Origin of the sequence: Haemophilus sp. C1, from assembly GCF_001276515.1 — a bacterium.
In the GTDB taxonomy this organism is placed as follows: Bacteria; Pseudomonadota; Gammaproteobacteria; order Enterobacterales; family Pasteurellaceae; genus Haemophilus.
In genome coordinates this window covers 26805-45998 of the sequence record NZ_LDVZ01000003.1, presented here as the reverse complement: position 1 = coordinate 45998, position 19194 = coordinate 26805, and the positions used below count along the sequence as shown (strand labels likewise).

General features: G+C 39.0%; 18 protein-coding genes. 8 read left to right on the top strand and 10 right to left on the bottom strand.

Annotated features, from left to right (window positions below):
* Positions 1-5: 5 nt before the first annotated feature.
* The 5 genes from cmk to dsbC all read right to left on the bottom strand — a co-directional run bounded on the left by cmk (position 6) and on the right by dsbC (position 4603).
* Complete coding sequence (cmk, locus tag ABW51_RS01940; RefSeq protein WP_053465342.1) at positions 6-683, bottom strand: (d)CMP kinase; 678 nt, start codon at positions 681-683, stop codon at positions 6-8.
* 38 nt (positions 684-721) lie between these two features.
* Entirely contained in the window at positions 722-1414 is a 693-nt protein-coding gene (locus ABW51_RS01935) for a 5'-methylthioadenosine/adenosylhomocysteine nucleosidase (RefSeq protein WP_053465341.1), read from the bottom strand.
* Positions 1414-2118, bottom strand: coding sequence for a thiol:disulfide interchange protein DsbA/DsbL (locus tag ABW51_RS01930; RefSeq protein ID WP_053465340.1), 705 nt, complete (start codon positions 2116-2118; stop codon positions 1414-1416). Before ABW51_RS01930 ends, ABW51_RS01935 begins: the two co-directional genes overlap by 1 nt.
* Positions 2111-3838 (bottom strand): single-stranded-DNA-specific exonuclease RecJ, encoded by a 1728-nt coding sequence (recJ, locus tag ABW51_RS01925; protein WP_053465339.1) that lies wholly within the window; start codon positions 3836-3838, stop codon positions 2111-2113. The genes ABW51_RS01930 and recJ overlap by 8 nt, the downstream gene beginning before the upstream one ends.
* Before the next feature lie 75 nt (positions 3839-3913).
* Entirely contained in the window at positions 3914-4603 is a 690-nt protein-coding gene (gene dsbC, locus ABW51_RS01920) for a bifunctional protein-disulfide isomerase/oxidoreductase DsbC (protein ID WP_053465338.1), read from the bottom strand.
* A 132-nt stretch (positions 4604-4735) separates the two neighbouring features.
* Between dsbC and prfB the strand changes: the two genes are divergently transcribed.
* A protein-coding gene (gene prfB / locus ABW51_RS01915) for a peptide chain release factor 2 (RefSeq protein WP_156262539.1) occupies positions 4736-5834 on the top strand; the annotation gives its coding sequence in 2 pieces (ribosomal slippage) (positions 4736-4810 and positions 4812-5834; 1098 coding nt in all).
* Positions 5835-5982: 148 nt separating this feature from the next.
* Positions 5983-7491 carry a lysine--tRNA ligase gene (gene lysS, locus ABW51_RS01910; RefSeq protein WP_053465336.1) on the top strand — a complete coding sequence of 503 codons (1509 nt, stop codon included), beginning with the start codon at positions 5983-5985 and terminating at the stop codon, positions 7489-7491.
* An 86-nt stretch (positions 7492-7577) separates the two neighbouring features.
* On the opposite strand, the gene mdh is transcribed toward lysS, so the two are convergent.
* Entirely contained in the window at positions 7578-8513 is a 936-nt protein-coding gene (mdh, locus tag ABW51_RS01905; RefSeq protein WP_005691178.1) for a malate dehydrogenase, read from the bottom strand.
* 207 nt (positions 8514-8720) lie between these two features.
* On the opposite strand from mdh, the gene argR reads away from it, so the two are divergent.
* Both argR and ABW51_RS01895 read left to right on the top strand, forming a co-directional pair.
* Complete coding sequence (gene argR, locus ABW51_RS01900; RefSeq protein WP_053465335.1) at positions 8721-9176, top strand: transcriptional regulator ArgR; 456 nt, start codon at positions 8721-8723, stop codon at positions 9174-9176.
* A complete protein-coding gene (locus ABW51_RS01895; protein ID WP_053465334.1) occupies positions 9176-10066 on the top strand; it encodes a TIGR01777 family oxidoreductase in 891 nt (296 codons plus the stop codon). Before argR ends, ABW51_RS01895 begins: the two co-directional genes overlap by 1 nt.
* 65 nt (positions 10067-10131) lie before the next feature.
* Here ABW51_RS01895 and purF read toward each other — a convergent pair whose 3' ends face one another.
* From purF to yfbV, 3 genes are all read right to left on the bottom strand, one after another.
* Positions 10132-11649, bottom strand: coding sequence for an amidophosphoribosyltransferase (gene purF / locus ABW51_RS01890; RefSeq protein WP_053465333.1), 1518 nt, complete (start codon positions 11647-11649; stop codon positions 10132-10134).
* Positions 11650-11659: 10 nt separating this feature from the next.
* Complete coding sequence (locus ABW51_RS01885) at positions 11660-12151, bottom strand: CvpA family protein (protein ID WP_005670590.1); 492 nt, start codon at positions 12149-12151, stop codon at positions 11660-11662.
* Between the two features lie 86 nt (positions 12152-12237).
* Complete coding sequence (gene yfbV / locus ABW51_RS01880) at positions 12238-12681, bottom strand: terminus macrodomain insulation protein YfbV (RefSeq protein WP_053465332.1); 444 nt, start codon at positions 12679-12681, stop codon at positions 12238-12240.
* 220 nt (positions 12682-12901) lie between these two features.
* On the opposite strand from yfbV, the gene ABW51_RS01875 reads away from it, so the two are divergent.
* Together ABW51_RS01875 and pta are read left to right on the top strand one after the other, a co-directional pair.
* The gene (locus tag ABW51_RS01875; RefSeq protein WP_053465331.1) at positions 12902-14107 is read left to right on the top strand and encodes an acetate kinase; all 1206 of its coding nucleotides are present in this window, start codon (positions 12902-12904) and stop codon (positions 14105-14107) included.
* 67 nt (positions 14108-14174) lie between these two features.
* A complete protein-coding gene (gene pta, locus ABW51_RS01870) occupies positions 14175-16310 on the top strand; it encodes a phosphate acetyltransferase (RefSeq protein ID WP_053465330.1) in 2136 nt (711 codons plus the stop codon).
* A 75-nt stretch (positions 16311-16385) separates the two neighbouring features.
* Here pta and smrB read toward each other — a convergent pair whose 3' ends face one another.
* Entirely contained in the window at positions 16386-16889 is a 504-nt protein-coding gene (gene smrB / locus ABW51_RS01865; RefSeq protein WP_053465329.1) for an endonuclease SmrB, read from the bottom strand.
* A gap of 129 nt (positions 16890-17018) precedes the next feature.
* On the opposite strand from smrB, the gene prmB reads away from it, so the two are divergent.
* Both prmB and ABW51_RS01855 read left to right on the top strand, forming a co-directional pair.
* A complete protein-coding gene (gene prmB / locus ABW51_RS01860; RefSeq protein WP_053465328.1) occupies positions 17019-17963 on the top strand; it encodes a 50S ribosomal protein L3 N(5)-glutamine methyltransferase in 945 nt (314 codons plus the stop codon).
* Between the two features lie 104 nt (positions 17964-18067).
* Complete coding sequence (locus ABW51_RS01855) at positions 18068-19132, top strand: MFS transporter (protein ID WP_053465327.1); 1065 nt, start codon at positions 18068-18070, stop codon at positions 19130-19132.
* The last annotated feature ends 62 nt before the right edge of the window (positions 19133-19194 follow it).

Sequence of the window (19194 nt, the reverse complement as noted above, 5' to 3'; positions counted from 1 at the left end):
AACAGTTAAATCGAAACTGACACCTTTTCTTGAATATAAGCTAACGCCTGATCAATAACTTCACCAATACTCAACGTTGTGCTATCCAATAATAGAGCATCATCAGCCGGTTTTAGCGGCGCAACTTCACGATTTCTATCACGAAAATCACGCTCTTTTATCTCGGCTAAAATCTGCGCAAAGTTACCATTTATTCCTTTATTTTGCAACTGTTTATAGCGTCTTTTTGCACGTTCTTCAGCACTTGCATCTAAAAATAATTTTACTTGTGCATTTGGGAATACCACAGTCCCCATATCTCTACCATCCGCAATTAATCCATCATTTTTCGCAAAATCTTGCTGAAGTTGTAATAAAGCTGACCGCACTTGGGGAAACACAGCTACTTTAGAGGCAGCATCAGCGACTTCTTGAGTGCGAATTAAATGGCTTACATTCATGCTAGCAAGCAAAATATTCACCTCACCATTTTGAGGAATAAATTGAATATCTAAGTGACGAGCTAATTCAGCTAGCGCCGATTCATTTGTTAGATCAGTTTTACGTTGCAATGCTGCCAATGCAGTAACGCGATAAATCGCCCCACTATCCAACAGTGCATAACCCAACTTTTCAGCCAACGCATAACAAAGCGTTCCTTTCCCTGCACCACTAGGGCCATCAACAGTAATAATCGTTCCCATATAACTTATCCTCTACTTATCAAAAGCTGACGTATTAACTACAGTAGTCTATCAATCATCCCCAACACTAACGCCGAAGACTGTTTTGCGGCCAACGGTAAGAACTCTTCAAAAGACATACTCGCTTCGCCATCGCCTGCATCCGAAATAGCTCGAACTACCACAAAAGGCACATTAAAAGCATAGCAAACTTGTGCAATCGCAGTGGCCTCCATTTCAACCCCCACCACATTCGGGAAGTCTGCTTTTATTTGTGCAATTTTGTCTTCACTATTAATAAAACTATCGCCAGAGCAAATTAAACCACGTTTTACTGATTGTCCTTGCTTTTCTGCAATTTCTTGAGCGTGGTCAGCCAATTTTTTGTCGGATAAAAATGCCACGGGATTAGCGGGCAACTGCCCTTTTTCATAGCCAAAAGCTGTCACATCCGCATCGTGGTAGCGGGTTTCATCAGAAATCACAATATCCCCCACTTTCAAGCCTTTTGCTACCCCACCCGCAGAACCAGTATTGATCACAAAATCTGGCTTGGCTAATTGCAACAATGCCGTAGTGCCAATGGCAGCTGCCACTTTTCCAATACCAGATTGCAATAATGCAACATCTTTACCATTAATTTTGCCTTCAAAAATGACCGCACTTGCTACTCGAGTTTCGGTTATTTCTGTCATTAAATTTTTTAGAATTTCTACTTCTTGCGCCATTGCGCCAACAATTCCGATTTTCATCACTTTTGTTCCTGTTCTATTTTATTTACCAAAAAATCTAACACTGCCACGCTATAATCATCGTTATAAAGCGTACTCGCCGTGAGTACATATTTTCCCCCAATAACAACGTAAGGATAGGTAAACACACCATATTCTTCCGTCAATTCAATCGCATCTTGAATTTGTTCTTTTACTCTTTCTGAATTTTCAGCCTGAATAAATGACTGTTTATCTAGACCTTGTTCTTCCGCCCATTGTTGAATTTTATTTGTCGAAGACAATTCTGCATAACGGGATTTTTCTGAGGTTTCAAATAGCAAAACATGAGATAGTTCACCCGCACTTAGTGCCTGTAAGGTATAAAAAATGCGTGCGCTAAACTGACTATCCGCAGTTGCAATAGGATATTGTTCCAACACAACTTTATTTGTACGCATTTGACTATAAAGCTCTAAAATATCTTGCGCTGACGAACATACGCGGCAATCGTAATCAAAAAAGAATTGAATACGTATTTTTTTATCCGCTCTAGGCATTTGTTCAATAGGCTCTTGATAAGAAAAATAATCCCTCCCATCTTCAAAATGCATGACATCAGAAGATGGTAAGTGCGGTGGATTTTGAGTAGAAAATTCTTTTTGATTTACTTCGGCTAGAACCGATGATGTAAACCCAAATAAACCTAATACGAATAATCCATAAAATTTCAAAACATTACTCATCAATGGCTTCAATATATTCCACTAAAAGCTGTACATTTCGGTTACCACGAAACTCATTAACATCCAATTTATATGCAAATCTTGCCTGTTTAATTGAAAAATCGGGATACAATCTTGTGTCAATATTAAACGCAACCGCATCTAATAAAGGCCCGCCTTGTTTTGGCTCCACTAACATTTTGAGATGATTTTGATTTTGTCCAATTGCACGCTGATCTAAAATTTTGAATTCGCCATCAAAACAAGGCTCAGGAAAAGCTTGTCCCCAAGGGCCTGCTGATTTTATCAGCTCTGCCGTTTCAAGATTAAATTCATTTGAATTTAATTCGCCATCTGTCCAGATTACGCCTTGTAAATGTTCTTCATCAAGCCAATCGGCAACAGTTTGATTAAAAATATGTTGGAAATCGTCAAAGTGTTCTTCTCGAAGGCTTAATCCTGCAGCCATCGCATGGCCACCAAATTTTAAAATCATATTAGGATGTTGCGAATGAATACGCTCTAAAACATCACGCATATGCAAACCTTCGATAGAACGAGCAGAACCTTTCAAGATTCCCCCACCATCTTTCGCAAAGGCAATCACAGGACGGTGATATTGATCCTTAATCCGAGATGACACAATGCCTAATACGCCTTGATGCCAATCGGGCTGATAAAGTGTAATCCCTGAAGGTAACTCTTTAAAAAGTGCGGTGAGATTTTGGCAAATTTCTAACGCCTCAAGCTTCATGCCTGCTTCAATTTCTTTACGCATTTGGTTGAGTTGGTCAAGATCTAAAGCCAATTCTCTGGCTTTTAGCATATCGTCCGCCAGTAAAAGCTCTACCCCAATCGACATATTGTCTAAACGCCCTGCTGCGTTTAAACGAGGTCCGATACAAAAACCGAGATCACTTGAAGTAAACTGTTCAACATTACGGTTAGCCACTTCTGCTAATGCAACAATACCGGGACGACAACGCCGTGCACGAATCCGCATTAAGCCTTGATAAGCAAGGATACGATTATTTTGATCTAAAGGCACCACATCAGCGACAGTACCCAATGCCACTAGATCGAGCAAGTCAGTAAAATTGGGTTGTGTTTCTGCAGTAAAAATACCGAGTTCACGAAATTTTGCTCGTACGGCTAACATCAAATAAAACGCAACACCAACGCCCGCTAAAGATTTTGAAGGAAAACCACACTGGCTTAAATTAGGATTGACAATAGCATCAGCTGGCGGCAAAGTTTCGGGTGGTAAATGATGATCCGTCACTAAAACACGCACGCCTTTCTCTTTCAAAAATGCAACGCCTTCAAAAGATGAAACGCCGTTATCCACAGTCATTAACAGCTGAACACCCTTTTCAATAGCCATTTCAGCCACAGGAATACTCAAACCATAACCCTGTTCAAATCGATTTGGTACGAGATAATCCACATACGCAAAACCAAGTTGTCTTAAAGCCAGCACACTCAATGCTGTACTAGTTGCACCATCTACATCAAAATCCCCAACAATCACTATTTTTTGCTGTTGTTGGTAAGCTTCCACTAATAAATTTACGGCTTGCTCAATACCATATAGCAGATTTGGATTCAGCATTGATTTTAAAGTGCGGTCTAATTCTTCGGTGTTTTGAATATGGCGTGCGCGATAAAGGCGATCTAATAACGGATGGTTTGAAACAGAATTTCCAATTGGAATTTCACGGCGTTTGATAAGTTTTTTCACGGTGTATTTTGTTTTAATTTATCATATTCAAAGGGCATATAAGATATGCCCTTATAAATATGAATATCGCTAGAATTATTTTGTTGTTTCTTCAAGTGCGCTCAATAAATCAGCGGGTTTTAAATAACCGCCAATAAGCTCACCAGTTGAGGTAACAATACTTGGTGTGCCATTTACGCCAAATTGAGCCCCTAATTCATAATGTTTTTTCACAACATTTGGGGTTTTAACTTCTTTCGGTAAATTGCCTTTTTCTGCTTCATTTAAAGCAAAAACAGGATCTTTAGCCGTCCAAATCGCTTCCATTTGTTTTGCAGTTTGGTTATTCATGCCCGCACGAGGGAAAGCTAAATAACGCACGGTAATTCCAAGATCGTTATATTCTTTTAATTGCTGATGTAACAAATGGCAATAATGGCAAGTAATGTCCATAAATACCGTCACAACATGCTTTTCATTTTTAGCGGGGTAAACAATCATCTCGTTTTTATAAGAATTAAGTTTATCCACTAAAATTTTACCCGCTACATCAACAGGGCCATTATTTGTGAGCTCATAAAGTTTACCTTGGAAAGCATATTTTCCATCTTCCGTCACATAAAGTACGCCTTGATCTGTTACGGCAGTTTTGATACCTGAAATTGGCGAGGATTTCACATCAATATTGGATGCACCAAGAGACTGTAATTTGCTTTTAATCTTGGCATCGTTTGCCATTGCATTAGCCGCAGTCATGCACAAAAGTGCGGTAAAAATTTTCTTCATTTTTTGTTCCTAAATTAGCTTGAGTAAGAAAGTCTGAAATTATAGAGAGATTGCTAATTTCTGCAAGGTCAAACTATCCAAAAATCAGAAAATAGCATATAATTCCACACTTTATCACACAGTGAATTTATTATGTTTGAAATCAATCCTGTAAAAAATAAAATCACCGACTTAACCGACCGCACTTCGGTGCTTCGGGGGTATCTTTGACTTCGATGCCAAAGTTGAGCGTTTAGAAGAAGTCAATGCGGAATTAGAACAGCCAGATGTTTGGAATGATCCAGATAAAGCCCAAACGCTTGGTAAAGAACGCGTATCTTTAGAACAAGTTGTAAATACCATCAAAAATTTAGAACAAGGTTTAGAAGATGTTGATGGATTATTAGAGCTTGCCATCGAAGCAGAAGACGAAGACACCTTCAATGAAGCGGTAGCCGAATTAGATGAACTCGAACAACAACTCGAAAAATTAGAGTTCCGTCGAATGTTTAGTGGCGAACATGATGCTTGCGATTGCTATGTGGACTTACAAGCTGGTTCTGGCGGTACGGAAGCTCAAGATTGGACAGAAATGTTGCTCCGTATGTATCTCCGTTGGGCTGAAAGCAAAGGTTTTAAAACAGAACTGATGGAAGTATCTGACGGTGATGTAGCTGGATTGAAATCGGCAACGATTAAAGTGAGCGGTGAATATGCCTTTGGTTGGTTACGAACAGAAACGGGGATTCATCGTTTAGTGCGTAAAAGTCCATTTGATTCCAATAACCGTCGTCACACATCATTCAGCGCAGCATTTGTCTACCCTGAAATTGATGACGATATTGATATTGAAATCAATCCTGCTGATTTACGTATTGATGTTTATCGAGCATCGGGCGCTGGTGGACAGCACGTAAACAAAACTGAAAGTGCGGTGCGAATTACCCATATGCCAAGTGGCATAGTTGTGCAATGTCAAAATGACCGTTCACAGCACAAGAACAAAGATCAAGCGATGAAACAATTAAAAGCGAAATTGTATGAGCTTGAATTACAGAGGAAAAATGCGGATAAGCAAGCAATGGAAGATAATAAATCTGACATTGGTTGGGGAAGCCAAATTCGCTCTTACGTATTAGACGATTCACGCATTAAAGATTTGCGGACTGGCGTGGAAAACCGTAATACGCAAGCCGTATTAGACGGTGATTTAGATCGATTTATTGAAGCGAGTCTCAAAGCTGGATTATAAAATTTTTGCCTTCCCCTGCTCGCGGGGGAAGGTGGCGCGAAGTGACGGAAGGGGGAATATTTAACTTGCCCTACTCAACCATCAGCAACCACCCAAGTAAACAAAGAAAATGAAAATTTCTTATTAATTTATAAAAAAGGTAAACAACATGTCAGAACAAGAAGTTAAAGAATTAGATCTCAATGGCGAAATGCTCGTTCGTCGTGAAAAATTAGCAGCATTACGTACAAAAGGTAATGCATTTCCAAACAAATTTCGTCGTGATGCGCTCGCACGAGATTTGCACAATCAATATGATGCAGAAGATGGTGAAATCTTAAAAGAGAAAGGCGTTGAAGTACAAGTTGCGGGGCGTATTATGACTCGCCGTGCAATGGGTAAAGCAACTTTTATCACTATTCAAGATATGAGCGGTAAAATCCAGCTTTATGTTGCACGCGATAATTTGCCTGAAGGTGTTTATAAAGATGACGTTGGTACTTGGGATTTAGGTGACATCGTTGGCGTTAAAGGCACTTTATTTAAAACAAAAACCGATGAACTAACCGTTAAAACCACTGAAGTTCAACTTTTAACTAAAGCACTTCGCCCATTACCAGACAAATTCCATGGTTTAACCGACCAAGAAGTTCGTTATCGCCAACGTTATTTAGATTTAATTTCTAACGAAGAATCTCGCCGCACTTTTATTATTCGTTCTAAAGTTGTCGCGGGGATTCGTGAATATTTCATTTCTAAAGGCTTTATGGAAGTGGAAACGCCAATGTTACAAGTAATTCCAGGCGGTGCATCTGCGCGTCCTTTCGTGACCCATCACAATGCATTAGATGTGGATATGTATTTACGTATCGCACCTGAACTTTATTTAAAACGCCTAGTAGTGGGTGGCTTTGAACGAGTATTTGAATTAAACCGTAACTTCCGTAATGAAGGGGTTTCTGTTCGTCATAATCCAGAATTTACTATGCTTGAATACTATCAAGCCTATGCAGATTACCATGATTTAATGGATAACACCGAAGAACTTCTTCGTAAATTAGCGATTGATATTCTTGGTACTACTATTGTTAAATACGGTGAATACGAATTTGATTTTGGTAAACCATTCGAACGTATTACATTACACGATGCAACCATTAAATACGGAGCAGACAAAGGTATCGTAAAAGAAGATTTATATGACTTTGATCGTGCAAAAGCCACGGCTGAACGCTTAGGTATTGAAGTACAAAAATCTTGGGGTTTAGGCAGCATTGTCAATGCAATTTTTGAAGAAGTGGCTGAACATCACTTAATTCAACCAACATTCTTAATGGCTCATCCTGCGGAAATTTCTCCACTTGCACGTCGCAATGATGAAAATCCTGATGTAACAGATCGTTTTGAGCTCTTTATCGGTGGTCGTGAAATCGGTAATGGTTTCTCTGAATTAAATGATGCGGAAGACCAAAATGAACGTTTTGATGCACAAGTCGCTGCTAAAGAAGCGGGCGATGATGAAGCGATGTTTAAAGATGAAGACTTTGTTGTTGCATTAGAGCACGGCTTACCACCAACAGCTGGGGAAGGTTTAGGTATCGACCGTTTAGCGATGCTTTATGCAAATGCACCGTCAATTCGTGATGTGATCTTATTCCCTGCAATGCGTCAGAAATAATAAAGATACAAACAAAAGCCACCATTTGGTGGCTTTTTTATTTTAATAAAAAGAGAATTTTATATTCCCTTCTTATTGTTTAACGATTAACCATTAATAAATTTTTCGCCTAATTCAATATCTGCACGTAAAGTTGGCAACATATTTTCTAAAGCTTGTTGTTCAAAATTGCTTAATGGGCCAATTGGTAAAATTTCTTCTACACCTTCTTTGCCTAAACGAACTGGTTGAGAGAAGAAACGAGCATATTTACCATCACCTTCAACATAAGTACATTCAACAACTGTCTCGCCACTTAATCCTTTCACTAAAGAACGAGCAAAACGTGCTGCAGCTTGCGCCATTGAAAGCGTTGCAGAACCACCACCCGCTTTTGCATTGACCACTTCTGTACCTGCATTTTGGATACGTTTTGTTAATGGTTCGATTTCATCTTCATTCCATTTAGCATATTGAACTTGAGAAAGTAATGGAAGAATAGTCACACCTGAGTGACCACCAATAACAGGAACGCTTGTACGAGAAACATTTAAACCTTTTAATTCAGCCACAAAGGTTTCAGAACGTAACACGTCTAAAGTTGTTACACCAAATAATTTACGTTTGTCGTAAACACCTGCTTTTTTCAATACTTCGGCCGCAATCGCAACGGTAGTATTTACTGGGTTAGTGATGATACCAACACAAGCTTTCGGGCAAGTGACCGCGACTTTTTCAATTAAACCACGAACAATGCCTGCATTAATATTGAATAAATCTGAACGATCCATACCAGGTTTACGCGCAACACCAGCAGAAATTAATACAACATCCGCACCTTCAAGTGCAGGAGTTGGATCTTCACCAGAAAAACCTTTCACATTCACTGCAGTTGGAATATGGCTCACATCCACTGCAACACCTGGGGTAACAGGGGCAATATCATATAATGCTAAATCTGAACCAGCAGGCAACTGAAGTTTTAGTAATAACGCTAATGCTTGACCAATACCGCCTGCGGCGCCTAATACTGCAACTTTCATAAATACTCCTTATGTGTTAGTTAATTTAAGATGACCTGATTTTAAAATTTTCATCTCACAATTACAAACAGAGAAATATCATTCTATGATCTAGTTCACATTTCTGAGGTAATTTTTTCCTTCTCTTTGCTTTTATTCACATTCAAGTTGATGAAAATGAATTTTTATGCAATTCTTATGCAAATTTTTGACTATTGAAAAATAAAGATGACTGACAATTTAACTCGCGCTTTTAAAGAATTACTCAATCAAGAACGCTTTGGTTCTCAAAGTGAGATTGTCGATGCCTTAAAAAAACAAGGCTTTACAGGCATTAATCAATCAAAAATATCAAGAATGCTCACCAAATTTGGTGCTGTTCGCACCCGTAATACCAAAATGGAAATGGTCTATTGCTTACCAGGTGAATTGAGTGTTCCGAATACCAGTAGCCCATTAAAAAATCTTGTATTAGATGTTGATCACAATGCGATGTTAATCGTAATAAAAACGACGCCCGGTGCTGCTCAATTAATTGCACGATTACTTGATTCCATTGGAAAATCAGAAGGCATTTTAGGTACTATCGCAGGCGATGATACTATTTTTGTCACGCCCACAAACGATAAACCTATCGACGAATTATTGCAAAATATCCAACGTTTATTTGAAAACGCATTGTAATGAATATTCTATTAACGGGAGGAACAGGACTTATCGGCAAAGCACTTGTCGAACAACTCTGCTTACGCAATGAACAAGTGACGATCTTAACGCGCTCAAGTACACCGCACACTATCTCAAAGCAAAAAAACATCAAATTTATTACCGCACTTTCAGAACTCAATTTACAAGAACAGTTTGATGCCATCATCAATCTTGCTGGTGAGCCGATTTTTCATAAAGCTTGGTCGAAAAACCAGAAATCTATTTTACGAGAAAGTCGTTTAAGCCTCACTAGCCAACTGGTTAAATTCATTAATCAATATCAGCAACACCCTATTTTTATTTCAGGTTCAGCGACTGGGATTTACGGCGATCAAGACGAACAAAAAATTACCGAAACAAGCAAAACCGCAAAAACTTTCACCGCACAATTATGCCAAGATTGGGAAAATATTGCGCGACAAGCTGATGCAAGAGTTTGTTTGATTCGAACAGGCATGGTCTTTTCTAAAAAAGGAGGCGCACTTGCTCAAATGTTGCCTTTATACAAATGGGGACTTGGCGGCAAACTGGGCAATGGGGAGCAATATTTTCCCTGGATTGCTTTGGAAGATATGGTCAATGGCATTTTATTTTTACTCGATCATTCAAAGTGCCAAGGCTCATTTAACTTCACCGCCCCGAATCCCATAAAACAACATAAATTTAACCGCACTTTGGCTCGAATATTAAAGCGCCCTGCCTTTGCAAGCATTCCAAAATGGATATTACATTTCATTCTTGGCGAACGAGCAAATCTATTACTAGAAAGCCAAAATGTTGTGCCTGAAAAATTACTCAACGCAGGATTCCAATTTCAATATTCTGATTGCGAAAACTATCTGGAAGAGATTCTAAAAAATAAATAAAAAATCACCGCACTTTTTTAATGCGGTGATTTTTTATCAGATTAAATATCTCGCCTTATCGCAATTTATTGTTCATTATAAATTTCAAGATTAGATGCTTGTTTTTCACGTTTTTTCTTTGCACTATCGTTCCGTTGACTTGCGATTTTCTCTAAATATTCTGGCGTGATGTCGCCTGTAATATATTCGCCTGTGAACACTGAACAATCAAATCCTTGAATGGCTGGATTTTCTAATTGAACAGATTCAGTAAGTGCGGTCAGATCTTGGAAAATTAGTTTATCTACGCCAATCAAATGCGCAATTTCATCAACATCTCGACCGTAAGCGATCAGCTCATCGCGACTCGGCATATCAATACCATATACATTCGGATAACGAATTTCTGGAGCTGCAGAGGCGAAGTAAATTTTCTTCGCGCCAGCTGAGCGAGCCATTTCAACAATTTGCTCAGAGGTTGTACCGCGAACGATAGAATCGTCCACCAATAAGACGTTTTTATCTTTAAATTCAGCTTTAATGGTATTCAATTTGCGGCGAACAGAACTAATACGCTGTGCTTGTCCTGGCATAATAAAGGTACGGCCAACATAGCGATTTTTCACAAATCCTTGGCGATAAGGTTTCCCTAGTACATGAGCTATTTGTAACGCAATATCTGTGGAGGTTTCAGGAACGGGAATCACCACATCAATATTATCAATTTCATCCGCCCATTCTTTTGCAATTTTTTGTCCGAGTTTTTCGCCCATGTGAACACGCGCAGCATAAACAGAGACGCCATCAATCGTTGAATCTGGGCGTGCAAAATAAACATACTCAAAAATACAAGGATTTAGCACCGCACTTTCGGCGCATTGTTGCGAATAAAGCTCACCATCAAACGTCACATAAACGGCTTCACCTGGGGCAATATCACGAACAAAGTCAAAACCCACAATATCTAAAGCAACTGTTTCAGAGGCAAACATATACTCAGTTTTGCCATTTTCTTCGCGTTTACCCAACACCAAGGGACGAATACCAAAAGGATCACGAAACGCAACCATGCCATGCCCAATAATCATCGCTAAACAAGCATAAGCACCACGAACATCGTTATGAGTTTTACGAATGGCATAGAAAATATCTTGTGGGTCAAGGTGAGCTTGAGAAATATGATCGAGATGGTTGGCGAGAATATTAAGAAGAAGTTCGGAATCTGAATTCGTGTTAACATGGCGGCGAGCTGTTTTAAAGACTTTTTCTTTTAACTCGACTGAGTTAGTTAAGTTGCCGTTATGCACCAAAGTGACACCATAGGGAGAATTCACATAAAAAGGCTGCGCCTCTGAGACGCTAGAACTCCCCGCTGTAGGATAGCGAACATGCCCTAATCCAGCATTTCCTTGCAACCGTAGCATATGCTCTTGATGGAACACATCACTCACTAAACCATTAGCTTTACGTAAGCGAAAACGGTTTTCATCATCAACCGTCACTATGCCCGCAGCATCTTGCCCACGATGTTGCAAAAGAGTTAATGCTGCATAAATAGATTCATTAACCGGACTTTGGCTAACAATACCGACAATACCACACATTTTGTGTTCCTTATTGATTAAGCGTTGGAGTTAAAAAACTTGAACTCGCCTGAAGTTGTTGAAAGAACCATTCAATAATAAAACCAAAGTGCGGTATTAATTGTGATTCTTTCCACCAATCAGTTTGTTCAAAATTGGTAAAAGTATCCATAAAAAATAACAACGCAGCCACAATCAGCGCACCGCGCACTAAACCAAAAGCCGCACCTAACACACGATCTGTGCCACTTAAACCCGTCTTATCTACTAATTGACTAATCACATAATTTACTATGGCGCCCACGATTAAAGTCAGTACAAATAAAATCCCGATTGCGGTTCCATTACGAATATACATTGATTCAATTTGCGTAAGATAAGCGGCAAGATAAGGATAGAACTGGCTTGCTACAATAAATGCCACAACCCAGCTACCGAGTGAAAGCACTTCGCGCACAAAACCGCGTAATAAACTGACAAGAATGGAAAAAGCGATAATGCCAATAATAATGTAATCGATCATTAAAAAATCTCTCAATGAAAAACGGTCGTTTAAAACGACCGAGGTATTCTACAAAAATACAGCCCAAAAGAAAACGTTTGCGTAAACTAAATTTCCTGCCAAAAAGCACGTTCAAATTTGCTTTGAGCTTTCTTTAAGACTTCTGCTAAATGTTGGTATGTCGGTTGATCTTGCACAAAAGGCAAGGGTTCATGTCGTTGTTTTAAGCGTTCGCAAATATCATAAAACCATACCGCACTTTGATTTTCTAACGGCGTATTGGCACGCTTACCAAGCCAATAAAGACCTTGAAAAGGAATAAGCAAAGCAAAAAGTGCGGTCAAAATTGCAATAGAAAAGGCCATCAAATCATTTTTTGCATAAATCTGTTGCCACACCACTGCAAACACAGCAACAAAAGGCATAAATTTTTGTGCAAAACTCGTGGCTTTCATAATACGGTTTTCAGGGAAAATAATCCCTAACTTCGCCTCCAGTGGCCAAGTATTAAGATAAATTTGTCCCTGTTTAAAAATGGAAAAAAACGCCATAAAAACACCTTTAAAAAACAACCGCACTTATCATACCCCAGTTTGCCTGAAATTGTCACCTTGCTGAAAAAGTTTAATTTTTCAAAAAGTTCCATAAATCGTTATCTTTTTATGCGGGGATGAATTTATTTTGTTTGTCAAAAGGTGTATCCTATGCCAGATTTTTACAGTCCATCTACAAGGTGGATTTCCATTAACTTTAATCAAATATAGGGTTCCCATGTCAAAACTTGTTCTTATCCTTAACTGTGGTAGTTCTTCATTAAAATTTGCAATTCTTGATCCTGCAACAGGTGAAGAAAAATTATCTGGCTTAGCGGAAGCATTTTTCTTACCAGAAGCTCGTATCAAATGGAAACTCAATGGTGAGAAAGGTAACGCAGATTTAGGCGCAGGTGCAGCTCATACTGAAGCACTTAACTTTATCACGTCTAATATCATGACAGATGAGCTTAAAAACTCTATCGCGGCAATTGGTCACCGTATCGTACATGGTGGTGAAAAATACACCCAATCTGTTATCGTAACTGATGAAGTCGTTAAAGGTATTGAAGATGCTGCACAATTTGCGCCACTTCACAATCCAGCGCACTTAATCGGTATTCGCGAAGCATTCAACGCATTCCCGCACTTAAAAGATAAAAACGTGGTAGTTTTTGATACGGCATTCCACCAAACCATGCCTGAAGAAGCATTCCTTTATGCCCTTCCATACTCTTTATATAAAGAACATGGCGTTCGTCGCTACGGTGCACACGGTACTAGCCACTACTTCGTTTCTCGTGAAGTCGCTGAATATGTCGGTAAACCTGCAGATCAAGTCAATACTATTATTTGTCACTTAGGTAACGGTGGTTCTGTTTCTGTTGTGCGTAATGGTAAATGTATCGATACATCAATGGGCTTAACTCCGTTAGAAGGTTTAGTCATGGGTACTCGTTGTGGTGATATCGACCCTGCAATCGTATTCTACCTATACAAAACTTTAGGTATGTCTATGGAACAAATCGAAGAGACTTTAGTGAAAAAATCTGGTCTTTTAGGTTTAACTGAAGTAACGAGCGACTGCCGTTATGCTGAAGATAATTACGATGATGCATCTAAACCAGAAGCAAAACGCGCTTTAGATGTATATAGCTATCGTTTAGCGAAGTATATCGGTGCTTATATGGCTGTATTAGGTGATGATCACTTAGATGCGATTGCTTTCACTGGTGGTATTGGTGAGAACTCAGCACACGTTCGTGAATTAGCATTAAATCACTTAAAATTATTTGGTATTAAAGTGGATAACGAACGCAATCTTGCGGCACGTTTCGGTAAAGATGGCGTAATCACTACTGATGATTCCGCATTTAAAGCGATTGTTCTTCCAACTAACGAAGAATTAGTTATCGCACAAGATACCGCAAAACTTTGTTTCTAATTTAACAACAAGCTGCCGAATTTTTCGGCAGTTTTTATTTATAACATATACACATTAAGGTTTAACTATGTCTCGCACGATTATCCTTATCCCTGTAAGCACAGGCGTGGGTTTAACTAGCATTAGTCTGGGATTAATCCATTCTCTTGAACAAAAAGGCGCAAAAGTTGCTTTTATGAAACCTGTTTCTCAACCAAGCACAGGTGAAGATAAACTGGATCGTACAACCTCTATCATTCGTACCAGCACTAACCTTGAAACTTCTGAACCGTTTATGTTAAGCGTTGCGGAATCATTAATCGGTCAAAATCAATCAGATGTGTTGTTAGAAAAAATTGTGGCAAATCACCAACAATTAACTAAAAACAACGATATCGTTGTGGTTGAAGGTTTAATTCCAACAAGAAAACATGGTTACGCAAATAGCATCAACTATGAAATCGCACAAGCATTAGATGCGGAAATCGTACTAGTTGCAGCACCTGCAACTGAAACTCCAACCGAATTAAAAGATCGTGTAGAAGCAGCAGCCTCTTTATTTGGCGGTAAAAACAATCCGAATCTTTTAGGCGTAGTTGTAAACAAATTTAATGCACCCGTTGATGAATCTGGTCGTACACGCCCTGATCTTGCTGAAATTTTTGATTCATTCCAACACAGCCATGCTTGTGAAGCAGAAGTGAGCAAATTATTTGCAAATAGCTCAATCAAATTATTAGCTTGCGTGCCTTGGTCTGCAGATTTAATCGCAACACGTGCTATCGATTTAGTGAAATACTTAGGTGCATCAATTATCACTGAAGGAGATATTAACCGTCGTATCCGTGGTATCACTTTCTGTGCAAGAAGTTTGCCAAATATGGTTGAGCATTTCCGTGCAGGCAGCTTATTAGTCGCTTCAGCGGATCGTCCAGATGTACTTGTGGCAGCCGCTCTCGCAGCGTCAAATGGTATTGAAATCGGCGGTCTCTTATTAACTGGTGGTTACAAAATTGATGCTCAAATCAATAAACTTTGCCAACCAGCTTTTGAAAAAGCAAAATTGCCAATCTTCCGTATTGAAGGTAACACCTGGCAAACAGCATTAAATTTACAAAGCTTTAATCTTGAAGTGCCCGTTGATGACAAAGAACGTATTGAAAATATTAAACAATACATTAGCCAACACTTTAATGCTGACTTTATCAATAATTTAGTTGCAGATTCCAGCCGTTTACCTCGTTTATCCCCACCTGCATTCCGTTTCCAATTAACTGAACTTGCTCGTGCGGCGAAAAAACGTATTGTGCTTCCTGAAGGCGATGAACCTCGTACAATCAAAGCAGCCGTACTTTGTGCAGAACGTGGCATTGCGGAATGTGTACTTTTAGCAGATCCAGCATCAGTTCAACGTGTTGCAGAAGTACAAGGTGTTAAATTAGGTAAAGGCATTACAATCATTAACCCAGCAGATGTTCGTGAAAACTATGTTGATCGTTTAGTTGAATTACGTAAAGCGAAAGGTATGACCGAAACCGCAGCACGTGAACAATTAGAAGATACTGTAGTGCTTGGTACTATGATGTTAGAAGCAAATGAAGTAGATGGTTTGGTATCTGGAGCCGTTCACACCACTGCAAACACCATTCGCCCACCAATGCAAATCATCAAAACTGCACCTGGTAGTTCAATTGTTTCATCTATCTTCTTTATGTTATTACCAGATCAAGTGCTTGTTTATGGCGACTGCGCGGTAAACCCAGATCCAACTGCAGAACAACTTGCGGAAATCGCAATTCAATCTGCGGATTCTGCAAAAGCATTTGGTATTGATCCAAAAGTGGCGATGATTTCTTACTCAACGGGTACATCTGGTAGCGGTGCTGATGTAGAAAAAGTGAAAGAAGCAACCCGTATTGCGAAAGAAAAACGCCCTGATTTATTAATCGATGGCCCATTACAATATGATGCAGCTGTGATGGAAGACGTGGCTCGCTCTAAAGCACCAAATTCTCCGGTTGCAGGTAAAGCAACGGTATTCGTATTCCCTGACTTAAATACTGGTAACACCACTTACAAAGCAGTACAACGTTCTGCAGATTTAGTGTCTATCGGTCCAATGCTTCAAGGTATGCGCAAACCAGTCAATGACTTATCTCGTGGAGCATTAGTTGATGATATTGTGTACACAATTGCCTTAACCGCAATTCAAGCGACACAATAGTTCAAGTAAAAACATAAAAGAAAATACCGCACTTTGCCCTGGGCAGTAAAAGTGCGGTATTTTTTATAAAGTTTTTTACAAATCAACCAAAATCAAAATTGCGGCTTCACCGCCCCATTCTCTTGGCGCTTGATGTAATGCCCGTACTTTAGGATGTTGTACTAGCCAACGTGGAATTTGTTTTTTCAATGTAAAGGTGCCATAGCCCGTCATGATACTGGCACAATCCACATGCTCATTTTCACAAGCCAGTAAAAGTGCGGCTAATTCTTGCTTAGCTTGTTCACGGGTTAAACCGTGTAAATCTAAAAACAATTCTGGCGAAAAATCTCCACGACGAAGTTGTTTTAATAAATGGGAATCTTCCCCATCACGTAAATATTTCACAACACCATCATGCTCATTCAGTAACGGCTCATATTCATCAGAAAAATAGAACAATGTGTCTTCTTTCGCTCGTAATTCGTTCAATTCTATTTTTTTCTGATCGCGTTTTTGGCGAGGGGCAACAAAAGTATCTTGTTTAATTGGCTTAATACCTTTGGTTTCCGCACGGAATAAATCAAATTCGTCTTGCATTTTTTCTCATTAATTTCAAATTTTGCGTATCATATCATAGTTCTACATTCTCATCTGTGGTATAACTACGCCAAATTTTCATGCCGAATTTTATGCTAACTTTTCTACTCACTTTTATGGAGAAATGCGATGGAAACTTCACATAACCAAGAATTAGTTGCAACTATCTTGGAAGATAATGTTACAAACGAACTGCAAACCATCCAAGATTTTCTGCGTTGGACGTATAGCATTCTCAATCGATCTGATATTTACTTCGGGCAAGGGCACGATAATCCTTGGGATGAAAGCCTGCAACTCGTTTTAAGTGGCTTACATTTACCCATTGATTTACCTACCGAATTATTTAACAGTCGATTAACCCCATCTGAAAAAGAAACCTTAGTTCAACTTGTATTAACCCGAATCGAACAACGCGTACCGGTGGCATATTTAACAAATAGTGCTTGGTTCTGTGGTCACGAATTTTATGTCGATGAACGAACTATTATTCCGCGTTCTCCAATTAGTGCTTTAATTCAAGATCGCTTTGAAGATTTAATTTCACAAGAACCGAATCATATTCTCGATCTGTGCACAGGCAGTGGCTGTATTGCCATTGCTTGTGCTTATGCTTTCCCAAATGCGGAAGTAGATGCTGTCGATTTATCGGTTGATGCACTTAATGTCGCGGAGATCAATATTTCACGCCATCAATTAGAGCATCGCGTATACCCGATTCAATCCAACTTATTTGAAAATATTTTGGGTCAAAAATACGATCTTATCGTGACCAATCCACCTTATGTGGATAAAGAAGATCTTGCCGATATGCCGGAAGAATTCCATTTTGAACCAGAGTTAGCCTTGGGTTCTGGCCATGATGGCTTAAACATTACCAAACAAATTTTGAAACAAGCACCAGATTACTTAACCGAAAATGGCGTGTTGGTGTGTGAAGTGGGCAATAGTATGGTGAGCTTAATTGAGCAATATCCAGATGTACCATTTGAATGGGTAGAACTTAAAAATGGCGGGCTAGGCGTATTTGCTATTCAGCGTAAAGATTTAGTGAAATATCACGATCTGTTTTAATCTTTCAAGTGCGGTAAAATTTTACTATCAATTTCAACCGCACTTATAAAATTCATGGCGCGCGTTATTCAACGCGTGCTTTTCTTTTTTTATCATTTGACTCTATGAATTTACAAAAACTTTTACTTACTCGGCGTTTCTTTTCCACCCTTGCCTTTTTTTCTGTGCAAACGGTATTTCTGATTTATCTACAAAGTAAAGGATTAAGCAACAGCGAAATTGCCTTTTCCTTATCACTACTCTTTTTCTCAAACCAAGCCCTTTCCATTCTTGCTGGTATTTGGGGCGATCGCTATGGTTTAGCCAAAATGATGTTGCTCGGCTGTTTTTTAGATGTAATAGCTTATATTTTCTTTCTCGCAGCAGATAATTATTTATTGCTCCTTATTGCGACCACTTGTTTTGGTTTAGGTAGTTGCTTATTTGGAACCAATGCCAAAGCCTGCTTACTTGTGTTGGCTGGAGATGAATACAAAGAAAAAACGCGCTTGCAAGGGAAATATCTAAAAGTGACCTCCATGTCATCCATGTTTGCTCCGCTTTTAGTCATCCCATTTATTAAATACGAACATATCGACTTGCTCATTTGGGTCTGTTTTTCAATGGAAGCCGTATTATTCGCCTTAATGGTGAAGCCTTTCTATCAAATTCAAACCATACAAACATTGGTAAAATTTCGTTTCACACAAATCAAAGAAATTATTACAAAAGAATTTCTAATGGTGCATTTAATGCTATTTTTACCTCTTGCCATTGCGAGCTCTTTCTTTGTCATTTTCCCATTTTTATTTAACAATAAACTTGGCATGCCTGAACATTCGCCGATAGCATTATTTGGCAATGGCTTACTCACCGTGCTATTACAAAGCTATTTTTCAAGAAAAATTAATTTAACAATCAAACAAGCAGCATGGGTTGCGCCTCTGTTGGCTATTGGAATTATCGTGCCTTGGTTTATAACCTTACGTTATCTTTCCGTATTTTCAGCCTATGCCTATCTTGTCATTTTTACAGTCATTGAAGTATATGCCCTCACGGCGATGGCAAACTTATTAGTAAAATTTGATAATGGCACTAATCGTGGTTTTATTTTTGGCGCATCAAGATTGTTACTTTCTATCGCAACAGTGATCGTCATGAACTTGGTACCATATTTATTTTTATTGTAACAAGTGCATTAATCAAATATGCACAATACACCTTTATACATAAATAAATTGCACTTATTTAC

Coding starts and splice junctions, on each gene's coding strand:
- cmk (WP_053465342.1), bottom strand. CDS start 683: ATGGGAACGATTATTACTGTTGATGGCCCTAGTGGTGCAGGGAAAGGA.
- ABW51_RS01935 (WP_053465341.1), bottom strand. CDS start 1,414: ATGAAAATCGGAATTGTTGGCGCAATGGCGCAAGAAGTAGAAATTCTA.
- ABW51_RS01930 (WP_053465340.1), bottom strand. CDS start 2,118: ATGAGTAATGTTTTGAAATTTTATGGATTATTCGTATTAGGTTTATTT.
- dsbC (WP_053465338.1), bottom strand. CDS start 4,603: ATGAAGAAAATTTTTACCGCACTTTTGTGCATGACTGCGGCTAATGCA.
- lysS (WP_053465336.1), top strand. CDS start 5,983: ATGTCAGAACAAGAAGTTAAAGAATTAGATCTCAATGGCGAAATGCTC.
- mdh (WP_005691178.1), bottom strand. CDS start 8,513: ATGAAAGTTGCAGTATTAGGCGCCGCAGGCGGTATTGGTCAAGCATTA.
- argR (WP_053465335.1), top strand. CDS start 8,721: ATGACTGACAATTTAACTCGCGCTTTTAAAGAATTACTCAATCAAGAA.
- ABW51_RS01895 (WP_053465334.1), top strand. CDS start 9,176: ATGAATATTCTATTAACGGGAGGAACAGGACTTATCGGCAAAGCACTT.
- purF (WP_053465333.1), bottom strand. CDS start 11,649: ATGTGTGGTATTGTCGGTATTGTTAGCCAAAGTCCGGTTAATGAATCT.
- ABW51_RS01885 (WP_005670590.1), bottom strand. CDS start 12,151: ATGATCGATTACATTATTATTGGCATTATCGCTTTTTCCATTCTTGTC.
- yfbV (WP_053465332.1), bottom strand. CDS start 12,681: ATGGCGTTTTTTTCCATTTTTAAACAGGGACAAATTTATCTTAATACT.
- ABW51_RS01875 (WP_053465331.1), top strand. CDS start 12,902: ATGTCAAAACTTGTTCTTATCCTTAACTGTGGTAGTTCTTCATTAAAA.
- pta (WP_053465330.1), top strand. CDS start 14,175: ATGTCTCGCACGATTATCCTTATCCCTGTAAGCACAGGCGTGGGTTTA.
- smrB (WP_053465329.1), bottom strand. CDS start 16,889: ATGCAAGACGAATTTGATTTATTCCGTGCGGAAACCAAAGGTATTAAG.
- prmB (WP_053465328.1), top strand. CDS start 17,019: ATGGAAACTTCACATAACCAAGAATTAGTTGCAACTATCTTGGAAGAT.
- ABW51_RS01855 (WP_053465327.1), top strand. CDS start 18,068: ATGAATTTACAAAAACTTTTACTTACTCGGCGTTTCTTTTCCACCCTT.